The 22628-nt window shown below is 56.1% G+C and carries 27 protein-coding genes; 18 read left to right on the forward strand and 9 right to left on the reverse strand.

Annotated elements, in window-relative coordinates:
• Nucleotides 1–3: 3 nt before the first annotated feature.
• A complete protein-coding gene (locus ACR0IO_RS19840; RefSeq protein WP_155145795.1) occupies nucleotides 4–585 on the reverse strand; it encodes a transglycosylase SLT domain-containing protein in 582 nt (193 codons plus the stop codon).
• A gap of 60 nt (nucleotides 586–645) precedes the next feature.
• Nucleotides 646–1527: an AEC family transporter gene (locus tag ACR0IO_RS19845; RefSeq protein WP_480743983.1), complete on the reverse strand. Its 882-nt coding sequence runs from the start codon at nucleotides 1525–1527 to the stop codon at nucleotides 646–648.
• Between the two features lie 80 nt (nucleotides 1528–1607).
• On the opposite strand from ACR0IO_RS19845, the gene hspQ reads away from it, so the two are divergent.
• Entirely contained in the window at nucleotides 1608–1934 is a 327-nt protein-coding gene (hspQ, locus tag ACR0IO_RS19850; RefSeq protein ID WP_155145794.1) for a heat shock protein HspQ, read from the forward strand.
• A 35-nt stretch (nucleotides 1935–1969) separates the two neighbouring features.
• Here the strand turns inward: hspQ and ACR0IO_RS19855 are convergent, their stop codons facing one another.
• The 3 genes from ACR0IO_RS19855 to ACR0IO_RS19865 form a co-directional block, all read right to left on the reverse strand.
• Nucleotides 1970–3547 carry a gamma-glutamyltransferase family protein gene (locus ACR0IO_RS19855; protein WP_480743985.1) on the reverse strand — a complete coding sequence of 526 codons (1578 nt, stop codon included), beginning with the start codon at nucleotides 3545–3547 and terminating at the stop codon, nucleotides 1970–1972.
• Nucleotides 3548–3760: 213 nt separating this feature from the next.
• Nucleotides 3761–4198, reverse strand: coding sequence for an ATP-binding protein (locus ACR0IO_RS19860; RefSeq protein WP_209016161.1), 438 nt, complete (start codon nucleotides 4196–4198; stop codon nucleotides 3761–3763).
• A 19-nt stretch (nucleotides 4199–4217) separates the two neighbouring features.
• Nucleotides 4218–4559 carry an STAS domain-containing protein gene (locus ACR0IO_RS19865; RefSeq protein ID WP_155145788.1) on the reverse strand — a complete coding sequence of 114 codons (342 nt, stop codon included), beginning with the start codon at nucleotides 4557–4559 and terminating at the stop codon, nucleotides 4218–4220.
• A 97-nt stretch (nucleotides 4560–4656) separates the two neighbouring features.
• On the opposite strand from ACR0IO_RS19865, the gene ACR0IO_RS19870 reads away from it, so the two are divergent.
• From ACR0IO_RS19870 to ACR0IO_RS19880, 3 genes are all read left to right on the forward strand, one after another.
• Nucleotides 4657–5829, forward strand: coding sequence for a thiolase family protein (locus tag ACR0IO_RS19870; RefSeq protein ID WP_480743988.1), 1173 nt, complete (start codon nucleotides 4657–4659; stop codon nucleotides 5827–5829).
• Between the two features lie 89 nt (nucleotides 5830–5918).
• Entirely contained in the window at nucleotides 5919–6368 is a 450-nt protein-coding gene (locus ACR0IO_RS19875; protein WP_155145784.1) for a GAF domain-containing protein, read from the forward strand.
• Nucleotides 6369–6476: 108 nt separating this feature from the next.
• Complete coding sequence (locus ACR0IO_RS19880; RefSeq protein ID WP_480743992.1) at nucleotides 6477–6755, forward strand: DUF3303 family protein; 279 nt, start codon at nucleotides 6477–6479, stop codon at nucleotides 6753–6755.
• Between the two features lie 21 nt (nucleotides 6756–6776).
• Here the strand turns inward: ACR0IO_RS19880 and ACR0IO_RS19885 are convergent, their stop codons facing one another.
• On the reverse strand, nucleotides 6777–7118 hold the full coding sequence (locus tag ACR0IO_RS19885; RefSeq protein ID WP_480743994.1) for a DUF1294 domain-containing protein: 342 nt from the start codon (nucleotides 7116–7118) through the stop codon (nucleotides 6777–6779).
• 56 nt (nucleotides 7119–7174) lie between these two features.
• Between ACR0IO_RS19885 and ACR0IO_RS19890 the strand changes: the two genes are divergently transcribed.
• The 10 genes from ACR0IO_RS19890 to rarD all read left to right on the forward strand — a co-directional run bounded on the left by ACR0IO_RS19890 (nucleotide 7175) and on the right by rarD (nucleotide 18299).
• Nucleotides 7175–7744, forward strand: a complete 570-nt coding sequence (locus tag ACR0IO_RS19890) for a helix-turn-helix domain-containing protein (protein ID WP_155145780.1) — start codon at nucleotides 7175–7177, stop codon at nucleotides 7742–7744.
• Complete coding sequence (locus ACR0IO_RS19895; RefSeq protein ID WP_480743996.1) at nucleotides 7744–8367, forward strand: LysE family translocator; 624 nt, start codon at nucleotides 7744–7746, stop codon at nucleotides 8365–8367. Before ACR0IO_RS19890 ends, ACR0IO_RS19895 begins: the two co-directional genes overlap by 1 nt.
• 4 nt (nucleotides 8368–8371) lie before the next feature.
• Complete coding sequence (locus ACR0IO_RS19900) at nucleotides 8372–8752, forward strand: GFA family protein (protein ID WP_480743999.1); 381 nt, start codon at nucleotides 8372–8374, stop codon at nucleotides 8750–8752.
• Between the two features lie 15 nt (nucleotides 8753–8767).
• Nucleotides 8768–11218, forward strand: coding sequence for a GcvT family protein (locus tag ACR0IO_RS19905; protein WP_480744001.1), 2451 nt, complete (start codon nucleotides 8768–8770; stop codon nucleotides 11216–11218).
• A gap of 19 nt (nucleotides 11219–11237) precedes the next feature.
• On the forward strand, nucleotides 11238–11714 hold the full coding sequence (locus ACR0IO_RS19910) for a cupin domain-containing protein (protein ID WP_170336798.1): 477 nt from the start codon (nucleotides 11238–11240) through the stop codon (nucleotides 11712–11714).
• A 10-nt stretch (nucleotides 11715–11724) separates the two neighbouring features.
• Nucleotides 11725–12777, forward strand: coding sequence for an alcohol dehydrogenase family protein (locus tag ACR0IO_RS19915; protein ID WP_480744004.1), 1053 nt, complete (start codon nucleotides 11725–11727; stop codon nucleotides 12775–12777).
• 12 nt (nucleotides 12778–12789) lie between these two features.
• The gene (locus tag ACR0IO_RS19920; protein ID WP_480744006.1) at nucleotides 12790–13683 is read left to right on the forward strand and encodes a homocysteine S-methyltransferase family protein; all 894 of its coding nucleotides are present in this window, start codon (nucleotides 12790–12792) and stop codon (nucleotides 13681–13683) included.
• A gap of 10 nt (nucleotides 13684–13693) precedes the next feature.
• Nucleotides 13694–14677 carry a GlxA family transcriptional regulator gene (locus ACR0IO_RS19925; RefSeq protein ID WP_480744008.1) on the forward strand — a complete coding sequence of 328 codons (984 nt, stop codon included), beginning with the start codon at nucleotides 13694–13696 and terminating at the stop codon, nucleotides 14675–14677.
• Nucleotides 14678–14764: 87 nt separating this feature from the next.
• Entirely contained in the window at nucleotides 14765–17218 is a 2454-nt protein-coding gene (locus ACR0IO_RS19930) for a GcvT family protein (RefSeq protein WP_480744010.1), read from the forward strand.
• A gap of 178 nt (nucleotides 17219–17396) precedes the next feature.
• Entirely contained in the window at nucleotides 17397–18299 is a 903-nt protein-coding gene (gene rarD / locus ACR0IO_RS19935) for an EamA family transporter RarD (protein WP_480744013.1), read from the forward strand.
• Here the strand turns inward: rarD and ACR0IO_RS19940 are convergent.
• Together ACR0IO_RS19940 and ACR0IO_RS19945 are read right to left on the reverse strand one after the other, a co-directional pair.
• Nucleotides 18290–19003, reverse strand: a complete 714-nt coding sequence (locus ACR0IO_RS19940; protein WP_480744015.1) for an SGNH/GDSL hydrolase family protein — start codon at nucleotides 19001–19003, stop codon at nucleotides 18290–18292. The two genes, rarD and ACR0IO_RS19940, sit on opposite strands and share 10 nt — an antisense overlap.
• 2 nt (nucleotides 19004–19005) lie before the next feature.
• Nucleotides 19006–19416 (reverse strand): nuclear transport factor 2 family protein, encoded by a 411-nt coding sequence (locus ACR0IO_RS19945; protein ID WP_480744017.1) that lies wholly within the window; start codon nucleotides 19414–19416, stop codon nucleotides 19006–19008.
• A 96-nt stretch (nucleotides 19417–19512) separates the two neighbouring features.
• Here ACR0IO_RS19945 and ACR0IO_RS19950 point away from each other — a divergent pair, with 96 nt between their 5' ends.
• The gene (locus tag ACR0IO_RS19950; RefSeq protein WP_480744020.1) at nucleotides 19513–20160 is read left to right on the forward strand and encodes an RluA family pseudouridine synthase; all 648 of its coding nucleotides are present in this window, start codon (nucleotides 19513–19515) and stop codon (nucleotides 20158–20160) included.
• A 6-nt stretch (nucleotides 20161–20166) separates the two neighbouring features.
• On the opposite strand, the gene ACR0IO_RS19955 is transcribed toward ACR0IO_RS19950, so the two are convergent.
• Nucleotides 20167–20358 carry a hypothetical protein gene (locus tag ACR0IO_RS19955; RefSeq protein ID WP_480744022.1) on the reverse strand — a complete coding sequence of 64 codons (192 nt, stop codon included), beginning with the start codon at nucleotides 20356–20358 and terminating at the stop codon, nucleotides 20167–20169.
• A 104-nt stretch (nucleotides 20359–20462) separates the two neighbouring features.
• On the opposite strand from ACR0IO_RS19955, the gene ACR0IO_RS19960 reads away from it, so the two are divergent.
• The 3 genes from ACR0IO_RS19960 to ACR0IO_RS19970 all read left to right on the forward strand — a co-directional run bounded on the left by ACR0IO_RS19960 (nucleotide 20463) and on the right by ACR0IO_RS19970 (nucleotide 22621).
• The gene (locus ACR0IO_RS19960; protein WP_170336783.1) at nucleotides 20463–21155 is read left to right on the forward strand and encodes a helix-turn-helix transcriptional regulator; all 693 of its coding nucleotides are present in this window, start codon (nucleotides 20463–20465) and stop codon (nucleotides 21153–21155) included.
• 117 nt (nucleotides 21156–21272) lie between these two features.
• Nucleotides 21273–21944, forward strand: coding sequence for a YiaD family glycine zipper/OmpA-like lipoprotein (locus ACR0IO_RS19965; RefSeq protein WP_480744024.1), 672 nt, complete (start codon nucleotides 21273–21275; stop codon nucleotides 21942–21944).
• Between the two features lie 134 nt (nucleotides 21945–22078).
• The gene (locus tag ACR0IO_RS19970; RefSeq protein ID WP_480744026.1) at nucleotides 22079–22621 is read left to right on the forward strand and encodes an NADPH-dependent FMN reductase; all 543 of its coding nucleotides are present in this window, start codon (nucleotides 22079–22081) and stop codon (nucleotides 22619–22621) included.
• Nucleotides 22622–22628 lie beyond the last annotated feature (7 nt).

Genomic DNA, 22628 nt, shown 5'->3' on the forward strand with positions numbered 1-22628 from the left:
TAGCTAGTATCTGCAGCTGGCCAACTGGGCCTGATAAAGCTGCGCGCGGGCGTCAACATCGTTGGCTACCCGCAGCAGCCACGACTTGTTGTTGTAGGTACCGCGCGAGAAGCCAGTGTGCCCTTCGTGATAGGCCAGATACTGATTGCGCGTATCGCTGGGGTGGATACCGTTCCGCTCATAGCTTTTGTTCATGTACCAGCCGACAAAGTCAGATGCGTCACGAATCCGATCCCGCTTCGCGCGGCGTTTCCCGGTTTCGCGTTGATACTCATCCCATGTTCCGTCCAGTGCCTGACTGAACCCATAGGCACTGCTTTGACGTCCCATGGGGATCACGCCCAGTACGTATTTATGTGGGGTGCGTGCATCATGCCGATAACGGCTTTCCTGATAGATCGTGGCCATCTGAACATGCACGGGAACACCCCATTTGCGTTCGGTGCTTTTGAAGGCCTTGATGAAATCCGGACGCTCGCGCGCAATGCTGCAGGCGTCATTCAGATTGCTGGGGGGTCGCTGAGACCCGCCCCCGCAGGATGCCAAAAGAAGCACCCCGAAGAGTACGAAAAGAATTCTGCTCATGTGCCTCGTGCCTTTTTTCGGCATTCTAGCGCAAATTGACCGCTTAGGAAATCACAATCGTTACAAAACCATAGCCAGAACGACAGGTAATGCGGCCACTGAAAGCAGTGTCGAGACCATAACCATTCCGGCAACCGCATCCGAGTTGGCATTGAACCGCTCAGCCAACAGATATGAGGTCACCGCAACCGGCGTACACATCTGTACGACAAGAACACCAAACGCGATCGCTTCGAGCTCAAAGGCAACGGCGATTCCCCACCCCAAGGCAAAGCACACTGCCAGCTTAAGCATCGATAACCAGACTGCTTGGCTCAGGCTGTGGGTTGTCAGACGTGCGATCGCGACCCCAACAGTAATCAGCATCATCGGAACCGCCATCTGCCCCAGCAAATCCAGCGTATTTGTCAGGAACAAGGGTGTTTCCCATCCACGCCACAGAAACAGGGCACCCAGCAATGTCGCCCACACCATGGGTTCACGTACAACTTTGCCAAATGCACCTTTTCCCGCGACCAGATAGATGCCGTAAGTGAATGAAAACAAAGCCGTAACGGCCAGGAAAATCACTGCATACCCAAGTCCGGCCTGACCAAATGCAAAGATGCACAATGGTAGGCCCAGATTGCCGGTATTCCCAAATATAAGCGGAGAAAGATATGTGCGTTGCTCGAGCTTCAGCACGCGAACCAGCACCCAGAAAACGACAGCCAGAATAAGATTGGCTGCGATGGTAGCGAGCGTGAACCGGGATAGATCCCCGCCCGGGATTTCGGTCTGCATCAGGGCGACGAAGATCAGGCTGGGCACCGCCAATGTCATCGCAAAGCGTGTAACGAACTGAAGCCGATACTCGAATCCCAGCTTAACCCACGTGAATCCAATCCCTGACAACAGGAAGACGGGGGCCACGATTTCGAACACTGTCAGTATGAGGTTCACAGACTGTTTCCCTGAATTTCAGATCAATGATTGGCAATCCGGCCCGGAAAGATGTAGTAACGTGTTTGGGGGCTGAAACAATGCTGAAGACACATGCCAAGTACCGCCTGGGTCAGGTGGTTCGACACAAAAAACATCCCTTCCGAGGGGTGATTTTTGACGTGGATCCGGAATTTGCAAATACCGAAGAATGGTATCAGGCGATCCCGGAAGACAGCCGTCCGATCAAGGATCAACCGTTCTACCACCTGTTGGCCGAGAACGATCAATCCTTCTATGTGGCTTATGTTTCTGAACAAAATCTGGTTGAGGACCAATCCGGTGAACCGGTGGACCATCCGGATATCCCAGATATGTTTGGACCATTCGAAGACGGGTCGTACCCGCTGCACTTCCAGTTGAACTGATTTGACCGGTTGAGATTGACGCCTTTGGGTTTTCATCAATAGCCTAGTGCGCAACCATCTTTTCGTGGGTCACTTGCTCCTTCCAGAACTCCGTCTTCACGGATTCGTATGGCCTGAGCTCCGCCCAATGGCGTTTCCCTGATCTCAACATTGTGGCCAAAGTCGGATAATTGTCTCAAAACTTGATCTGAATAGCCACGTTCCAGTTTCAAAGTGCCATCTTCGACAAATGCGCGCGGCGCATCCACTGCTTGTTGCAGTTCAAGGCCAAAATCGGTGAGGTTTGACAAGAAGCGCGCATGGCCAGTTGGCTGATACGCGCCGCCCATTACACCAAATGGCATCGTAACCTTGCCGTTCTGGCGCAACATGCCGGGGATGATGGTGTGCATTGGACGTTTACCGCCACCAAGCTCGTTAGGGTGCCCCGCCTCGAGTGTGAAACCGGCCCCCCGATTTTGCAGCAAAATCCCGAATTTGTCAGAAGCAATCCCCGACCCGAAGCTGTGAAAGATGGAATAGATGAGTGATACGGCCATACGGTCCCGGTCCACGACTGTGATGTAAACCGTGTCTTTGTGAACCGCCTCGGTCAATGGTGCTGCGGCTGCCATCGCTTTTTGTGGATTGATCAATGCAGCCAGTTCTGCGGCGGTTTCTGGTGCCAGAAAATGCTCCATTCGGGTGGTGTAGTTCGGATCCGCGATGAATCGGTCCCTTGCATCATAGGCAAGCTTGGTTGCTTCGGCCTCGATATGAACGCGCTCTGCGCCCCATGGATCCATCCCGGCCAAATCGAAATGTTTCAGGATATTCAGTAGAAGGATTGCAGTTGCGCCTTGACCGTTTGGTGGGTGCTCGACGAGTTCCGTGCCGCCATATTCGCCACTGACCGGCTGGGTTTCACTGCACTTTGTATCTGCAAAATCCTTGGCCGTGTGTACGCCACCTTTGGCTGTCAGGGTGGCGATCATGTCATCAGCAACTTCCCCTGAATAAAATGCATCCCGACCTTCTGTGGCAATTCGCCGTAAGACTTCTGCCTGCCCGGGTGAGCGGAAAACTTGCCCGATTTTGGGCGCTTTGCCGTTGATCAGATAGTGGTCTCGCGCCGCACCTTGCAAGGTTGAGACCCCGGTTGCCCAGTCAAACGCCACGCGCGGGGCGACGGGCACGCCAATCTCAGCGTACTGAATAGCTGGTTGTAGAATGGTATCGAGACCCAGACGTCCCTCTGTTTCCGACAAATGACAAAATGCATCCACTGCGCCGGGTATGGTGACTGCATCAGGGCTGTTCAGCGGCACAGCAGACAGACCTTGAGCACGCAGCGATTGCGCTGTCGCGGCGGACGCGGCCCGGCCCGATCCGTTCAAAGCGCGAATGTTATTTTCACCGGGGCGGTTATAGAGCACAAAGCAATCACCGCCGAGGCCGGTCATCTGAGGTTCGCAAATACCCAGCAACACCGCGCCTGCAATTGCGGCATCCATCGCATTGCCACCTTGAGCCAGAATATCCAGAGCTACCTTAGCCGCCAGTGGATGAGATGTTGCGCACATCCCCTCAGTCGCCAGAACCTCGGATCGGCCCGGCATGTGCAAATCACGCATGATACCGCTCTCCCTTTGAACACGCCGACACTAGAACGCGCTTAAAGTTTGTCCAGTCATTTCAAGGAGAAGTTCCTCGGCGCCGTTCACTGGGTGGGGGCTGTGACACAAGGCGCCGAGGGAAGCTATCTGAGCTACATTCTGTTTTTCACATTTGTTTGCGGCGCGACAATGGTGCGAAAACGGCGTTATTGTGGCCATTCGATGCCGCTCTTACAGGTCAAATCGCAAGCACAAATGGTTGTTACCGTCATACCGTTCGTAGCGAATTTCGCTTGTAAGCTGGTGGATCAGGAACCAGCCAAATCCGCCTTCTGGCAGGTTCTGAATGCTTGATCCCAATGCCGCCGGTTTGCCGTCAGGAATGCGCAGGCCGGGCAACGGAGCGCCGCTATCCGAGATCACGATTTCCAAACGTTCTTTGCAAAGGCGGCAATTCACCTGCACATTTGCCGGGGCTATTCCCGAATAGGCATGCTCGACAACGTTATTGATGGCCTCTGCAAGAGCAATCTTGACGTCATCGGTTTTGTGTTCAGGCAAACCGTTTTGGGTCAATCGCGCGCTAAGCGTCGCAATCCCAATGCTTGCCTCCGCTTCGACTGCCGGAAAGCTCAGCTCAAGGCATTTCTTGTCACACTTGCGGTTCACACTCGTCAACTCCCGCCGACTATTGTTCCACCGCCGTCGAAAGGGCGCTGTCCATGGTTGGATATAATCTGAAAACTGTGTCCATGCGCGTTAATCGAAATACCTTTTCAACAACCGGATGAAGTCCGGCCAGATCCAGAGTGCGCCCGTTGCCGAGTTGTTTCATCGAGGCGACTATCGCTCCCAGACCGCTGGAATCGATGAATTCGACAGAGCTCAGGTCCAGTATGACGCGTGTGGGCCCGCCTTCGGTTTGGCATCGCATGTCCTCTTTGAATTGGATGGCCATGGCGGCATCAATCCGATCCGCGCGAACTGTAATAACCTGCGTCGTGCCGGTCGTGCTGCTGGTCAGAGCCATTGGCGCCACTCTCCAAAACTAAAAAACCTCGTAGAAATACGCTAGACGGCATTTCTTACCATTCGGTATTCAACTCATCAAAAGAGGAGGAGTTGAGATGAAAGAGGTCGTGATCGCCGGTGCCGCCCGGACGCCGATGGGTGGGTTCCAGGGTATGTTTGATGGGGTTGCCGCTGCTGATCTGGGTGGGGCCGCTATCCGCGCAGCTCTCGAAGGTGCGGGTACATCGACAGTGGACGAAGTGCTGATGGGCTGCGTTCTTCCGGCCGGACAGGGTCAGGCTCCGGCTCGGCAGGCCGGGTTCGCAGCGGGACTTGGCGAAGAGGTGCCGGCCACCACGCTGAACAAGATGTGCGGATCGGGCATGAAGGCGGCGATGATGGCCTTTGACCAGATTTCGCTAGGCCATGCGGATACGATGGTTGCTGGCGGAATGGAGAGCATGACCAACGCCCCGTATCTTCTGCCCAAAATGCGCGGCGGTGCCCGGATCGGCCATGGCCAGGTCGTAGACCATATGTTTTTGGATGGTCTGGAAGATGCCTATGACAAAGGCCGTTTGATGGGGACCTTCGCGGAAGACTGCGCTGAGGCCTATCAATTCACTCGCGAGGCGCAGGATGAGTATGCGCTTCGGTCGTTGTCGAATGCACTGGCTGCGCAGGAGAGTGGAGCTTTCGATGGTGAAATTGCCTCGGTTCTCGTCAAAACTCGTAAAGGTGAAACTTCTCGCGATGCAGATGAACAGCCCAAATCTGCCCGCCCTGAGAAAATTCCGACGCTGAAGCCAGCCTTCCGTAAGGATGGCACCGTGACGGCTGCCAATTCCTCGTCAATCTCAGATGGTGCAGCCGCACTGGTACTGGCTTCCGCAGACGCGGCCGAGGCAAAGGGACTGACGGTGCGTGCAAGGATTGTCGGGCACGCCAGCCATGCGCAAGCGCCGGGTCTTTTCACAACGGCCCCCGTTCCTGCTGCCCGGAAACTTCTTGATCGGATCGGTTGGAGTGCTGATGAGGTTGATCTCTGGGAAGTCAACGAAGCCTTCGCCGTTGTTCCGATGGCGTTCATGCATGAAATGGGTCTTCAGCGCGATAAGGTAAACGTAAACGGTGGTGCGTGTGCACTGGGCCATCCTATCGGTGCGTCCGGTGCTCGCATCATGGTGACACTGCTGAACGCGCTTGAGAAACGCGGACTCAAACGAGGTGTGGCTGCCATTTGCATCGGGGGTGGTGAAGGTACGGCCATCGCGATCGAACGTGTTTGACGCCTCGGCTATTTCCAAATACTTCCGGATCGAATGAAACCGGGTTTGGGAAAGGGAAGTCCTTTCCCAAATCTATCAAGAGCATTGCCATGACCGCCGATTACGACACGCTTGCAAAGACAATCGCTGCACTGACTGAAGGTGAAACCGATGAAGTCGCACTCATGGCGACTGTTACCTGCGAAGTGCACCATTCGGATGATCGGTTCGACTGGACGGGTTTCTATCGTGTGACTGAACCGGGTCTATTGAAGATAGGGCCTTATCAGGGCGGGCACGGCTGTCTTGTCATTCCATTCGAGCGCGGTGTTTGCGGTGCAGCTGCTCGCACAGGTGAAACGCAACTGGTGCCGGATGTGGATGCATTCCCGGGGCACATTGCCTGCGCGTCATCGACACGTTCAGAACTGGTGCTGCCGGTTCGGAATGCCGCGGGCGAAATCATAGCGGTCTTTGATATCGACAGTGATCAGCCTGATGCCTTTACCCAAGCTGACGCAGACGCGATTGGTGCGATTTTGTCGACTGTGTTTGCCTAGTCATAGACGATGATTCAAAGGTCTGAGAAAACGCTGCGCGTGGATACCGCGTGAGCGATTGAGCGGTTTCTGATACAAGCGCTGCAGGTTCAAGTATTGGAGAACACAATGCGTTTGATGATGAAATTCACGATTCCGGTTGAAAAAGGAAACGAGGCCGAGCGCGACGGTACATTGGGTAAGACGATTGCCGGGCTGATCGAAGAGGTCAAGGCCGAGGCGTCTTACTTCGCGCTCGAAGATGGTAAGCGCATGGGTATCATCATCTTTGAAGAAACAGATCAGGCCCGGATGCCTAAGCTCAACGAACCGCTGTTTGCAGCGCTCAACGCATCAATTGAAATTCAGCCAGTACTTACAGCGGATGATTTGCAGCGTGCCTTGTAAGGCATGGCTGCTCGCCTTTAATCACGATTGTATCGATAAAGCGCCTGACGCTATTAAATAGTAAGTCGCCAACTGAATAGCAGTGATCGCGAATAACCAGACAGAAAAGCTGCGCTTGCGGGTCTTGTGCTGAAAAATCCAGCGCCCGACCAGAGCGCCGGGGCTACCGCCCAGAGCGGCCAGCCACAACAGCCTGCGTTCCGGTATCCGTCGCTTCTTGCGACGAGCACGCAGCTTGTCCCAGCCAAAAGCCAACAGTGTCAGCCCGTTGATGGCCCAAAGATACATGATCGCGATCCACATGCGCCGGACATAGCCAATGCCTATGATCGCAGCAAATGAAAAAACGCTTGGTTTTTTCACCGATTCGAGGCATCGTGAAAAACGAGGAGAAAATTTCACGAGATTCGGAGCGGTTCTTGAACGACCAAGCCCCTCATAGCGCGACACTTGGTGCCGATATCCGTGCCTTGAGAAAGGCGCGCGGACTGACACTTGCCGAGATAGCTGCCAAGCTTGATCGATCAGTCGGTTGGTTCAGTCAGGTTGAACGCGACATGTCAGAGCCCTCGATCTCTGATCTGCGGCAGATTGCTCAATGTCTGGGTGTTCCGATGTCGATGTTGTTCGCACATTCGGCTGCACCTGCTGACGAACAGGGTCATATTGTTCGCGCGGGATCACGCCGTCCCATGGGTTCGGGCGAAGAAGGGCTAATCGAAGAGCTGCTTTCACCCGATCTGACCGACGATTTCGAGATGGTGCATTCCACATTTCAGCCGCACTCCCATATGCAAACCCCGGCGAACCGCCCCACGCAGGAAGTCGGCTATTTGGTTTCCGGCCAGCTTGATCTGAAAATCGGAGATCGCGAATACACCGTTGGTCCCGGCGACAGTTTCCGGATCAAGCACGAGCCCTACCAATGGTCCAACCCCTATGACGAGCCTGCTGTTGCAGTTTGGGTCATCGCTCCACCGGTGTACTGATGAGCTTTGAGGCGTGGACCATATTTGCGGTTTTCTGGGTGGTATTCGTGACCACCCCGGGCCCGAATGCAGTTAACTGCATCTCAAACGGGATGAGCCTGCCGTTCCCCAAGGCGATGCTGGGCGTGCTGGCGATCCTGACACAGGCCAGTGCATTTCTGATCTTGTCGGCGTTAGGCATAACCGCATTGATCGCGGCCTCTCCGACAGGGTTCTTTATTGCCAAGCTGATCGGTGCCGGCTTTCTGATCTGGCTGGGTGTTCGCGGTTGGATGAACGCGACTAAACCGGCTCCTGCAACGGAACGCCCTGCGCGCCACGTCTATCTGCATGCGCTGGCCGTTGCCACAATCAACCCAAAAAGTGTTGCCGGCTACCTTGCTGCGTTTTCGCAGTTCGTGCAGCCCGACGTGTCGATCTGGCAGCAAATGACGATCATCATGCCGACCGCTTTGGTCATCACAACGCTCAGCTACACAGGCTTTACACTACTGGGTGCCCTGATGGGCAAAGCAGCGCTGGGCGCGGTGTTCAACATCTGGGTGCGCCGGGTCATGGCGACGTGTTTCATCATCTACGGTGTGTTGCTGGGAACCAGCACCACGCCCGCAGCAAGAGGATAAGGTAATGCATACTGGTTCTTGTCTGTGCGGTTCGGTGGCTTTCACGATTGAAGGAGAGCTGTCGCCACCATCAGTTTGCCATTGCGGCCAGTGTCGCAGGCAATCGGGCCATGTCTGGGCTTCGACCTGGACCCATCAGGACAATCTGAGCTTTACGGCCAGCGATACGCTTAGCTGGTTCCGCGCCTCGGATTTTGCCCGGCGCGGATTCTGCCGGAATTGCGGTTCATTCCTGTTCTGGCAGCACAATGACGAAGACACGATTTCGATTTCCATGGGGGTGCTGGATGCACCTACCGGACTGAAACTCGCCCGCCACATCTTTGTGGCTGACAAGGGCGACTACTACGACATCACGGACGACCTGCCTCAAGAGGCGCAATAACAGGAACTGAAAGACATGAGTGATTTTCCGACGAAAGCCCGCGTGGTCATCATCGGTGGCGGTGTGGTGGGGGCCTCCTCGCTCTACCATCTGGCCAAAAAGGGCTGGACTGACTGCGTTTTGCTGGAAAAGAACGAGCTGACTGCTGGCTCGACCTGGCACGCGGCTGGTAACGTGCCTACCTTCTCGACCTCTTGGGCGATCATGAACATGCAGCGCTACTCAACCGAGCTGTATGCGCGCCTTGGGGAAGAGGTCGACTATCCGATGAACTATCATCAGTCCGGCTCGATCCGTCTGGCACACAGCAAAGAGCGGATGCAGGAGTTCGAGCGCGCATGCGCCATGGGCCGCTATCAGGGCATCGAGATGGAGATGTGGACGCCGGAACAGGCCAAGGACCAATACCCGTTCCTTGAAACCCACGACCTTGAGGGCGTGCTGTTTGACCCAAGCGATGGTGACATCGACCCGGCGCAGCTGACGCAGGCGTTGGCCAAAGGCGCCCGCGACATGGGTCAGAAGATTTTGCGGTTCACCCCTGCGACGGGTGTGACGCAGAAGGAAGATGGCACATGGACCGTGCACACCGAAAAGGGTGATATCGACTGTGACTATGTCGTGAACGCGGCCGGATACTATGCGCAACGTGTAGGTGAATGGTTCAAGCCGTTCGGCGGGCGAACCGTTCCTGCGATGGTCATGAGCCACCAGTATTTGTTGACGGACGAAGTGCCTGAAATCGAAGCCTGGTCGAAGGAAAACGGTGGTAAGAAACTGCCGCTGCTGCGTGACGTGGATATCTCTTACTATCTGCGGCAAGAAAAGAACGGCTTCAACCTTGGTCCGTACGAGCCCAACTGCAAGGGCCATTGGATGACTGAGGATGATCCGATGCCCGAAGACTTCAGCTTCCAGCTGTGGAATGATGATCTGGACCGCATCGAGGATATCGTCACCGATGCGATGGAGCGCGTGCCGCTGATGGCGACATCGGGCGTTGGTCGTGTGATCAACGGACCAATCCCATATGCCCCGGATGGTCTGCCGCTGATTGGCCCGATGCCAGGTGTTCAGAACGCATTTGAGGCGCACACATTCACCTTCGGTATCGCGCAGGGTGGTGGTGCCGGCAAAGTGTTGGCCGAGTGGATTGTCGATGGTTTCACCGAGTGGGACATGTGGGCCGTCGATCCGCGCCGCTACACCGACTACACCGATCAGGACTACTGCAACCAGAAAGGGCTGGAAGTCTACGGCAACGAATACGCCATGCACTTCCCTCATCACGAATGGCCTGCGGCGCGCGACAAGAAACTGTCGCCGGTGCATGCCAAGGTTAAGGAACTGGGTGGTGTCATGGGTGCTTACAACGGCTGGGAGCGTGCCAACTGGTTCGCGCAACCCGGTGATGATGTAAGCGAGGAAAGCACTCACACATGGGGTCGTTCCGGCCCTTGGGAGCAACGGATCAAAGAAGAATGCGAGGCCGTGCGGGATCATTGTGGCGTTTTGGATTTGCCAGGCTTCTCGCGCTTCATGGTCAAAGGAGAGGGTGCCGCTGAGGCATTGCGCGGTCTCGCAACCGGTGGGTTGCCAAAAGTAGGCCGGATGAACCTGATCTATGTCTCTGACGACCGTGGCCGCATTCTGACCGAGATGTCCTGTATCCGTCTAGGTGACGACGAGTTCATGATGATCACAGCTGCGACCGCTCAGTGGCATGATCGGGACATCCTGATCAATGCTATGCCTGCCGGCGTTACAGTCGATGATGTGACCACTACCCGTGACACGCTGATCGTGACCGGTCCGAAATCGCGTGAGATCCTGTCGGGTCTGACCGATGCGGATCTGTCGACCGGATGGCTGACCCACCAATCGGCAACTGTTGCTGGCCAGCCTGCCTATCTGATCCGCGTTTCCTTCGCCGGAGAGTTGGGCTGGGAAGTGCACGCCCTGAACGAGCACATGCCCGCGATCTACGGGGCGATCATCGATGCGGGTGCCAAGCCCTTTGGAATGTATGCGCTCAACAGCCTGCGCATCGAAAAGGGATACCGTGCGTGGAAAGGCGATCTGTCGACTGACTTCTCGCTGCTCGAAGGTGGTCTGGGTCGGTTTGTTAAACTCGATAAACCGCAGGACTTCCCCGGCAAGGCTGCAATCCTGAACGAAAAGCAGCAGGGCGCGAAGAAGCAATTCGTAACCTTGCTGGTCGATGCCAAGGATTGCGACGCGCCGTACATGTCCTGCATCTGGCATGATGGCCAGATTGTTGGCGAAACCACCTCTGGCGCATGGGGCTATCGCATCAATGCGTCAGTCGCGCTGGGCATGGTTCGCCCTGATCTGGCGGTGCCGGGTACCGAGCTTGAGGTCGAAATCTACGGCGAAAAGTGCCGCGCTGTGGTACAGGAAGATCAGCCGCTCTGGGATGCTGAAAACGAGCGGCTCCGCGCCTGATCGCGATAAGGAGGCCTCCATGGGCACAAGGTACGCCAAACTGGGACCCGGTGAGGGTCCCAACTATGACTGGGAAAACGATCATACCTTTGTCAAAGTGTCCGGTCAGGACACCGGTGGCGCCTATACGCTCATGGAGGACAACCTCAAATCCAGCTTTGCGCTGGGTTTGCATCGGCACGATACGCATGCCGAGACCTTTTACTTTCTTGAGGGCGAGGTCGATTTCTATGTCGATGGGGATTGGCATTGCTGCAAGCAAGGGACGACAATGCATGTTCCGCCCGGCGTACCCCATGCCTGTCGCGTTGCCAATAATGCTCCGGCCCGGATGCTGATGATCTTTCAGCCTTCGGGTTTCGACGGGTTTCTGGCTGAACTTGCAACAATGACTGAGGCTGATTTTGCAGACGAGGCCAAGATGGCTGAACTCAACAGTCGCTATGACATCATCCCCATGGGACCGGTTCCCGCGCATCCCGACGACACTGTCTGAAAGGGACGTCATGGCAACACCAAAGACAATGTCCGGAGTTTACCTGACCCGTCACGGCGGGCCGGAGGTGCTGGAATGGAGGGACGATATCCCTGTTCCAACGCCCGGACCCGGTCAGGTTCTGGTCAAAGTTGCTGCAGCAGGGGTCAACAACACGGATATCAATACCCGGATCGGATGGTACTCGTCTGATGTGACGGCTGCGACGGATTCCGTTGAACAGGATGTCGAGACAGGCGGCTGGGGCGGTGCCCTAGCTTTTCCACGCATTCAGGGTGGTGATCTGTGCGGGATTGTTGACGCGGTTGGACCGGGTGTTTCCTTTGATCCTAGCCAGCGCGTTACCTGTCCTATCAATTTGCCGCGCCCGCGCCCCGGAAATCCTCAGGGGTTCATTGCGTTGGGTTCTGAGATCGACGGTGCATTTGCCCAATATTGTCTGGTCGAAGCGGACGATCTCTATGATGTTTCTGCATCCCCGCTGACTGATGTCGAAATTGCTGCAATCCCGTGTGCTTTTGGGACAGCTGAAAACCTGCTGACACGCGCAGGCATAACCGCAGGACACAAGGTTCTGGTTACCGGCGCATCCGGCGGTGTGGGATTGGCGGCTGTGCAGTTGGCGGCGTTACGCGGTGCCGCTGTCTGGGGGGTGACCAGCTCAGCCAAGGCCGATTTTGTCATAGGGCAGGGTGCAACAGACACATTCGCCCGCGATGCCAACCTTCCCAAAGATATGTTCGACGTTGTGATTGATGTCGTTGGTGGACCTGCTTGGCCCGGCCTCATACGCGCGGTGAAGCCCGGCGGGCACTATGCCGTGTCCGGCGCGATTGCCGGTCCGATTGTCGAGGCAGACCTGCGCGAAATCTACCTGCGTGACATTACCATCCACGGATGTACCCATCAGGCCTATGAGGTCTTCAGTCGTCTTGTCGCGATGATGAACGAAGGCCAGATCAAACCCTTGATCTCAAAAACCTACCCGTTGAACGAAATTGCGAAAGCGCAGGAGGATTTCCAATCCAAGGCGCTTGCGGGAAAACTTGTCCTGATCCCTTAAGGAGGCTGATCCATGGCTGACATAACTCTGCTCGACGGTTCGATCGGTCAGGAGCTGGTAAAGCGCAGCGGTGACAGAGCGACACCGCTTTGGTCGACGCGTGTCATGATTGATTACCCCGATTTGGTCGGTGATGTTCATGCTGAATACTTCCGGCGGGGTGCGACCATAGCCACGACCAACACCTATGCAGTGCATCGGTCCCGCCTCGTACGCGTTGGAATGGAAGATCAGATGGATTCTCTGATCGACACGGCAGTTTCGCAAGCCGAAAAGGCGCGTGAAGGGGCTGAAGGCCGCATCGCCGGATCACTCGGTCCGTTGCTTGCCTCATATCGCCCGGATCTGAAACCGGACCCGGACGAAGCCGCAGAAAAGTACTCGGAAATCGTTCGTAAGATGGCGGATCGTGTCGATCTGTTTCTCATCGAAACCGTGTCGTCATTGCAAGAGGCGGAAGGTGCGCTGCGAGGAACTCAGGGCTGTGGCAAGCCTGTCTGGCTGGCGTTGACCGTTATGGATGAAGACGGCACCCACCTGCGTTCAGGTGAGGCGCTAGCTGATATCATGCCGGTGATTGAGCGTTTTGATGTCGAGGCCGTTTTGATCAACTGCTCCCGACCCGAGGCGATTCCGGCCGCGCTGGATATAGTATCGGAAGCGGGTCGCCCGTTTGGTGCTTATGCAAATGGGTTCACGCGTATCTCCGAGGGGTTTCTGAAGGACGCGCCGACTGTCGATGCGCTTGAGCAACGCAAAGATCTCGGACCGGAAGCCTATGCAGAACACGCGATGACGTGGATTGCCCAAGGCGCAACGATTGTGGGTGGATGCTGCGAAGTTGGCCCAGACCACATCGAAACACTAGCCCAAAACCTGCGCAATGCCGGGCATCGAATCGTTTGAGGAGAGGATGATGGCTGCCAATAAAAGGCCGGATGAATCGCCAAACAAGACGAAGCAGAAACACTTCGATATTCTGGTGGCGCCGGGATATGTGCTGCTGGAATTGGCTTCTTTGGTCGAGGTCATACGTCTTGCTAACCGCGTTTGCCCACATCCACCTTTTACCTATACCTATCGTTCGATCAGGGGCGGGCCGATTGAAAGCAGCAGTGCTGCGATGATTTCGACCAAAGGCGTATCTGCACAGCCGGATGCGGATTATCTGTTCGTGATTGGCAATTCTGATCCGGATCAGCCGGATCTGTCGCTTGGGCGAATTGTATCGGATTATACCTATCGTGGCGCGCAGGTGTTTCTGCTGGCCGAGGCGGCCAGTCGCTACATCAAAGAGCAAGGGACAGCTGATCTGGCAACCCATTGGGAAAACGCATCATTCCTGCGCGAACGCGGTGCTCAGTTTGAAGCCAAGCTGTCAATCGCAACCGAACAGGGTGGGGTCGTCACCTGTGCAGGGATGGAGGCCACGACGGACATTGCTTTGGCCGTGATCGGGCGTCACATTTCCGGACCGGCCAAGATGACGGTTGCCGATATTATGTTGCATGAGAATATTCGCGACTTTTCGTCAATGCAGCCCTTTTCGGGTGCCAAAAACACTGCAACCGGGGACGCCAAGCTGGATCAGTGCATCAAGCTTATGCAGGCAAACATTGAAGAGCCTTTGCCGATTAATCGGATCGTTGAGGAACTGCATCTTTCAAACAGGTCACTTGAGCGTAAGTTCAAGTCGTTTTTCGGGACAACTCCCAACGGGTTCTATCGTGAAATGCGTCTGGCCAAGGCCAACAACCTGCTTCTGAACACGACCATGAGTGTTCGCGAGATCGGACTTGCATGCGGCTTTCCCAACGGATTCTCTTCCGTCTACAAGAGTTACTTTGGCATTACGCCATTTGTTCTACGGCGAGAAAAGCGGCAAGCCTCACATCGGTGATTATTACGGATGCTCTGACGTTTTTGATGGGTTTTCTGTCGGCAATTCGTGTCAGTCAGAATTCAGCTAAAATTCGGAGTCTTCACCATGGTTGATCTTCCTACCAAAGCCCGTGTGGTCATTGTTGGCGGCGGTGTGATCGGATGTTCTGTTGCTTATCACCTGACGAAAAAGGGCTGGACTGATGTTGTCCTGTTGGAACGCAAGCAGCTGACGTCCGGTACGACCTGGCACGCGGCGGGTCTGATCGCGCAGCTGCGGGCAACAGCGAACATGACCAAGCTGGCAAAGTATAGCCAGGAGCTTTACGGCTCGCTTGAAGAAGAGACCGGCGTCGCAACCGGCTTCAAGCGCAACGGCTCAATCACTGTGGCACTGACCGAAGAGCGCAAGGAAGAGATTTACCGTCAGGCAGCTATGGCTCGCGCCTTTGGTGTCGAAGTTGAAGAGATTTCCAACGAGCGTGTGCAGGAACTGTATCCCCATCTGAACCTCGAAGGGGTCAAGGGCGCTGTTCATCTGCCGCTCGACGGTCAGGGCGACCCGGCCAATATTGCGCTGGCTCTAGCCAAAGGTGCGCGTCAGCGTGGCGGTATCGTCAAGGAGCGCGTGAAGTTCACCGATATCGTCAAAGATGGGCGCAAAGTAACCGGCGTTGACTGGGTTGCCGATGACGGCAGTGCCTCGGGCCACATCGAATGCGATATGGTTGTGAACTGTGCCGGCATGTGGGGGCATGAAGTTGGTCGCATGGCTGGTGTTAACGTACCGCTACACGCATGCGAGCATTTCTACATCGTGACCGAAAACATCGACGGACTGTCCCAATTGCCGGTTCTGCGGGTTCCAGACGAATGCGCTTATTACAAGGAAGATGCCGGGAAAATTCTGCTGGGCGCATTCGAGCCCAACGCCAAGCCTTGGGCCATGGACGGTATCCCGGATACGTTCGAGTTCGACCAGTTGCCCGAAGACTTCGATCACTTTGAACCGATCCTCGAAGCGGCCTGTAACCGGATGCCGATGCTGGCCGAAGCGGGCATTCATACCTTCTTCAACGGTCCTGAATCCTTCACGCCGGATGATGCGTATCACTTGGGTCTGGCACCTGAGATGGACAATGTCTGGATCGCGGCAGGCTTCAACTCGATCGGTATTCAATCTGCCGGTGGTGCGGGTATGGCACTGGCCGAGTGGATGGATACCGGAGAGAAACCCTTTGATCTGGGCGATGTAGACATCAGCCGGATGCAACCGTTCCAGGGCAACAAGCAATACCTGTTTGAGCGTTCGAAAGAAACGCTGGGCCTGCTTTATGCCGATCACTATCCCTATCGCCAAAAGGCCACGGCACGTGGTGTGCGCCGTACTCCGTTCCATCATCACCTGAAAGAACAGGGTGCTGTATTTGGTGAGCTTGCAGGTTGGGAACGTGCCAACTGGTTTGCGAATGAAGGGCAGGAGCGGGAGTACCAGTACAGCTGGAAGCGTCAGAACTGGTTCGAGAACTCGGCCGCTGAACATAAAGCCGTTCGCGAAAACGTTGGCATGTACGACATGTCTTCGTTCGGTAAGATCCGGGTCGAAGGCCCGGATGCCGAAGCATTCATGAACTACGTGGGCGGCGGCGACTACTCGGTGCCGAACGGCAAGATCGTTTACACCCAGTTCCTCAACCGGACCGGTGGGATCGAAGCTGACGTTACTGTAACGCGTCTGACTGAAACGTCCTACTTGGTGGTTACCCCAGCAGCGACTCGTCTGGCAGATCAGACCTGGATGCAGCGTCACGCGGGCAACTTCAACGTGGTCATCACTGATGTGACAGCGGGTGAAGGCGTTCTGGCGGTGATGGGCCCCAACGCGCGTACTCTGCTCGAGAAGGTTTCACCGAACGATTTCACCAACGCGACTAATCCCTTTGGCACTGCACAGGAAATCGAGATCGGTTTGGGCCTGGCGCGCGCACACCGTGTTACCTACGTTGGTGAGCTTGGTTGGGAAATTTATGTCTCCTCCGACATGGCTGGTCACGTTTTCGAAACCCTGCACGAAGCGGGGCAGGACATGGGCCTGAAGCTGTGCGGCATGCACATGATGGACAGCGCTCGGATCGAAAAGGGCTTCCGCCACTTTGGCCACGACATCACCTGCGAAGATCACGTTGTTGATGCGGGCCTTGGTTTTGCGGTCAAGGTGGACAAGGGCAGCGACTTCATCGGCCGAGAGGCAGTGATCGCGCGCAAGGAAAGCGGCCCGAAAAACCGTCTGGTCCAGTTCAAGCTGACCGAAGCCGAACCATTGCTGTTCCACAATGAACCGATCATCCGTGACGGTGAATACGTCGGCTATCTCAGCTCGGGCAATTATGGTCATACGCTGGGCGGCGCCATCGGTCTGGGTTATGTGCCTTGCGAAGGCGAAAAAGCGGCCGACGTGCTGGCGTCGACATATGAGATCGACGTTTGCGGTGTGAAAGTGAAAGCCGAGGCTTCGCTAAAGCCGATGTACGATCCAAAATCCGAACGCGTGAAGGTCTGATCCCTCACGGTGAGTAGTTGAGCGGGGCGCTTCATGCGCCCCGTTTTTCGTTTGTGATTCACAGATCGCCGTTGACTGCAACTTATCAATTTTCTTGATACCCCACCTCACAGTTTTTGCAGTTCCCTTACCCGCTCGACGTGCCGTAAAGACAAACGGTATCATGCGGAGACAAACCATGACTGAACCTGTGAAACCAGAGAATGTCGACACCCCTAAGGGTTTGGCGCTGGCCATTACGGCCTACCTTCTTTGGGGGTTTCTTCCGCTCTATATGAAGGCGATGGCGCACATCTCTCCGGTCGAGGTCGTGGCGCACCGGATCATCTGGTCGATCCCCATCGCGGGGCTATTGCTGATTGCGCTGGGACGTACCCGTGATCTGAAGGCGGCTTTGCGCAATCCGAAAATGCTTGGAATGGCCTGTCTGACTGCAGCCCTGATCTCGGTCAACTGGGCGATTTATGTTTGGGCCATCGCCAGCGGCAATGCGTTGGATGCAGCGCTGGGCTACTACATCAACCCTCTGTTCAGCATCGCACTGGGCGCGATCCTTCTGCGAGAGCCGCTGAACAGAACGCAATTGGCAGCCGTCGCACTGGCTGCGCTGGGCGTCCTTGTTCTGGTGCTTGAGGCAGGAAAATTCCCTTGGGCCGCATTGGGTCTTATGGTCAGTTGGGGTTTCTACGCTTTCTTCAAGAGGTCGCTTCCGATCGGTCCCAATCAGGGTTTTCTGCTTGAAGTGCTGATCCTGCTGATCCCGGCGCTCGCCTATGTCACATGGTTGGGTGCGCAAGGCACCGGGCATTTCGGCGCCGCAACGACTGATACACTTTTGCTGGCCGGTGCGGGTGTGGTGACTGCAGTCCCGTTGTTGATCTATGCGAATGGGGCCAAGCTGGTGCGCCTGTCGACAATGGGCATCCTGCAATACATTGCACCAACCATGATCTTCATTACCGCGATCACACTGTTCGGAGAACACATTGACCGGGGCCGCATGATTGCGTTTCCCATGATTTGGGCTGCACTGGTAATCTACTCTATTCCGATGGTGCGGCAGATGCGGGCTCAGCCCTGATCACGGATGATCTGCGCCGCTTCCTCAGCCCAGATCGCATAGGCCTTGGGGCTTGGATGATAGCCATCTGGTGCGGCCAGTGCCGGGTCAGCGGGTAAATCCAGCGAAAGGTGACGGGCTTGCGTAAAAGACGCCGCAACCTGCTGCAACCCGTGATCAAGGCGACCTGCCTGCCTGCCCAGTACCCAGGCCAATGGTTGCGGCAAGGCTGGAAACCGGTGCATCTGAGGAACGCCGGTAAGCACTATGAGACGGGTTCCCAGGGTTTCCGTGAGCAGCTTCAGCAACCGGGTTTGCCTGTGCATGAACTGTGCTTTGGTCACCGCACGGGTGACATCATTCACACCCAGCGCGGTTACAGCGACATCGTAACGACCTTCGATGTTTTGCAGCCGTTCAATGGTGTCACGGGTGGTATGGCCGGTGGTAGCCTCCAGCCGCCACTCGACCGTGTAGTGTTTGCCCAGTTGCCGCACCAGTTGTCCGGACAAAGCCTGCTTTTGGGTTCCGGCACCGACACCGGCGGCAGAGCTGTCCCCGGCGATCAGCAATCGCAGCCGTGGCCCTCGCCCTTCGCGCCCTTCGCGTGGGCCTGTTGGTTCCGGGAGCAATTGCGCATTGCGCCGAACGGACAGGCCCTGCGCTGCCAACAGCGGCAACAAGGGAACACGTAGGATCTGATCAGCGGCGATAGGGCTGGGCATTGTCAGGACAAAGCTTCGCGATATTCAAGGAAACGGGCATCGGTCATAACCCGGGCATTCATAGCATCCCGCAACGTGCCGATGGTTTTGTAGGGGCGCATCACCACCTCGAACTCCTGGATCAGTCCATCCTCGTTGAGTGTGATCAGATCGACGCCAATGGCATCCAGCTCTCCGACCCTGCACTGAAACTCCAGCGCCCAATCGTTGCCCTGCCCCATGATCCGGCGATAGCGAAAGTCCGAGAATACCTTTCCCACATGGCCGAGCACAGCTGCCACCGGCGCACGACCGGTCCATGTTTTATAGTAGGTTGGCGGCATAAAACGTACATCTTCGGCCAGCAGCTCGTGGATCAGGTTTTCGTCTCCTTTGGCGACAACCTCCTGCATTCGCTCAATAGTCGGGTGCATGATTTCTCCTCTCCGTTGGGGTCAGATTTGCCTAAGCTAGGGGTCTGGGCAAGGACGACGTTGCGAGAGGTTGCGCGCTGCGATAGGCAGGCGCGCATGAGCGAGACCTATAATCCCCCGACAACCCCATTGGACGTGCTGCATGAAGATGCGCAGTTGATCGTGGTGAACAAACCCTCTGGCCTGTTGTCTGTGCCGGGGCGGGGAGAGCATCTGGCCGATTGCCTGCTAATCCGCGTTCAGGCTGCGTTTCCTCAGGCGTTGCTGGTGCATCGTTTGGATCGGGATACATCTGGCGTAATGGTTTTTGCGCAATCACCCCATGCGCAACGCCATCTGAGCCTACAGTTTGAAAAACGTCAGACCCGCAAGACCTATGTCGCGCGGGTCTGGGGCAGTGTCGAGCCCAAGACAGGAACGGTTGATTTGCCGCTGATCGTCGACTGGCCAAATCGTCCTTTGCAGATGGTGTGTCACGAAACCGGAAAGCCCGCGGTGACCGACTGGCGCGTGGTAAAGCATGAGGGCAATACCACGCGTATTCGCCTGTTTCCCAAAACGGGTAGATCACATCAGTTACGCGTTCATATGCAGGCGCTTGGGCATCCGATACTGGGGGACCCATTCTATGCTGATGGCCCGGCTCGGGATTTCGAACGGCTAATGCTGCATTCCGAAGAACTGCGATTGAAGCATCCCGAAGATGGCATGTCGATGAAGTTCAGGGCAGCAGCAGATTTCTAAGCGTCGCTAGGCTGTGCTGCTCCACAACATTTTCAGATTTCCCAGCGAGAATCGTTTGGTGCGTCTTTTGGGGCTTGCGAACCGTGGCTGCCGATCAGCCATAATCTCGCGCTCAATCTCATAGGCGCGCAGTGTATGATCCTGCGCCCAGCGGCCCAGTTGCAAGGTCATCATGACGTGATTGTCCCGGCTTGGCATATCCAATCTCCTTTCTTGTGTTTGACCAAGCTTCGCCCATCACTCCTGACACCACCTTGTCAGGGGGGTGTGCTAAAGTGTCAGCAGACCGCTAGGAGTGAGACATGCGCCGTTCGACCCGTTTGTTCGAGATCATTCAGATTCTGCGCGCAGCTGATGCGCCGGTGACGGCTGAGGCCTTGGCGGACAAGCTCGAAGTGTCGGTGCGCACGGTCTATCGCGATATTGCTGCCCTGCAATCCCAGCGTACGCCGATAGAAGGCGAAGCTGGTGTGGGATACTTGATGCGGCGAGGCTATGATCTGCCGCCACTGAATTTCGACGCGGAAGAGGTCGAGGCGCTTTGGGTGGGCTTGTCGATGCTGGCCCGAACGGGTGACAGTACGCTGCAACAGGCAGCAGACCGCGTGTGTCGCAAGATCGAAGCGCTGCGTGATCCGGCCGACTGGCTACAGGTTGCGCCTTGGGGGGCGCCGCTTGATGATCCGGAAAAGGGATGCGTGCCTGTAGTGAACTATCGCGAAGCCATCCGGGCCGAGCAGAAGATTCGCATCACCTATGTAAATGCCAAGGATGAGCGCACAGAGAGGATCGTGCGACCTGTCGCGCTGATCTACCATATCGAATGCACCATGCTGGCTGCTTGGTGCGAGATGAGGAATGGATTTCGCCATTTTCGCACCGACCGGATCTGGTCCTGCGACCTTATCGACGATCACTTTTGCGGCCAGGGACAGCATCTGCGTGCCATCTGGCAGGAGCAGAACCAATGGGAGACCTATGCTGCCGCAGAGTAGACGGCAGGTATTTGCCGATCTCACTGCATTGTTGCTTGAGCCCGCTTATGACTGCCATGCTATACTGCGCCAAAGAGGCAAACCCGGCTAACGGGTAGTGGAGCAGAAGGTGATTCCATGACGATTTCCAAGTTTGTTCTGTCGGCAGGGCTGTGTTCGGCTCTTGTTTTGAGCGCATGTACCGACCCGGGTACGCTGACTGTACAGAACGATCCGAACCAGAACGCAAAGCAGGGTGCTCTGCTGGGCGGCCTTATCGGTGCCGGCGTTGGCGCCATTGCAAATGATTCAAACCCTGGCTTGGGTGCTCTGGCAGGTGCTGCGGTTGGGGCGGCCGGTGGTGGCCTGATCGGCAATCAACTGGACCGACAGGCGGCTGAGTTGCGTCAGCAATTGGCCAACGATGGCATCACAATCGTAAATGCGGGCGACCGGCTGATTGTGACGGTGCCAAATGACATTACTTTTGATACGGACAGTTCAACTGTGCGCCCGGCGCTGCGGTCGGACTTGGTCCGGGTCGGTCAGAATCTGGTCAATTACCCCAACTCTAACGTCCAGATTATCGGCCACACCGACAGCGATGGTGAAGCCGCATATAACCTGCGTTTGTCAGAACGGCGCGCAAATGCGGTGGCGGACATTCTTCAGGCAAATGGTGTCAGCTACAGCCGCATCACGACAGTTGGGCAGGGTGAGAATAACCCGATCGCTTCGAACCTGACGGCAGAAGGCAAAGCTCAGAACCGTCGGGTTGAAATCGTAGTTGTGCCCAGCGGCAACACGTAATCCCTACGCAGTCGCTATGATCAAAGGGGGCCTGCCAGGCCCCTTTTTTGCACAGTGACTGCGCGTCAATTGGGCTGCAGTGCGGTAATGACTTGGCTAAACTACCGGAAATTTGACTGACGGAGTTCCCCATAATGTCTGAACCAATCCTTCTGGCCCTGTCCGGCTCGCTGCGCCAAAGCGCAACCAACCGCAAACTTGTGCGCGAAGCAGCACGGCTGTTTGAGCCCGGAACCTACATCGAGGCTGATCTGGACTTGCCTTTGTATGATGGTGATCTGGAAGATGGCGAGGGGATCCCGGAAAAGGTTCAGGTGCTGGCTGATCAGATTGCGCAGGCCCACGCTGTGGTCATCTCGACCCCGGAATATAACAAAGGCCCATCTGGTGTGTTGAAGAACGCGCTGGATTGGGTGAGCCGTACGGATGGGCGGCCATGGGCGGACAAGCCGGTTGCCGTCATGTCCGCTGCCGCAGGCCGGGCAGGTGGTGAACGTGCCCAGATGATCCTGCGTGCCTATATGGTTCCGTTCCAACCCCGGATTCTGCAAGGTCCGGAGATTCATATTGCCGACAGTTCGAATGAGTTTGATGAACTGGGCAAGCTGACAAATGAGCGATATGAGAAATCGCTTCACTCCCTGATGAAGAAGCTTCGTGCCGAAGTGGGGTTCTGACCATACC

The sequence above is a fragment of the Ruegeria sp. CE12 genome, assembly GCF_056537525.1.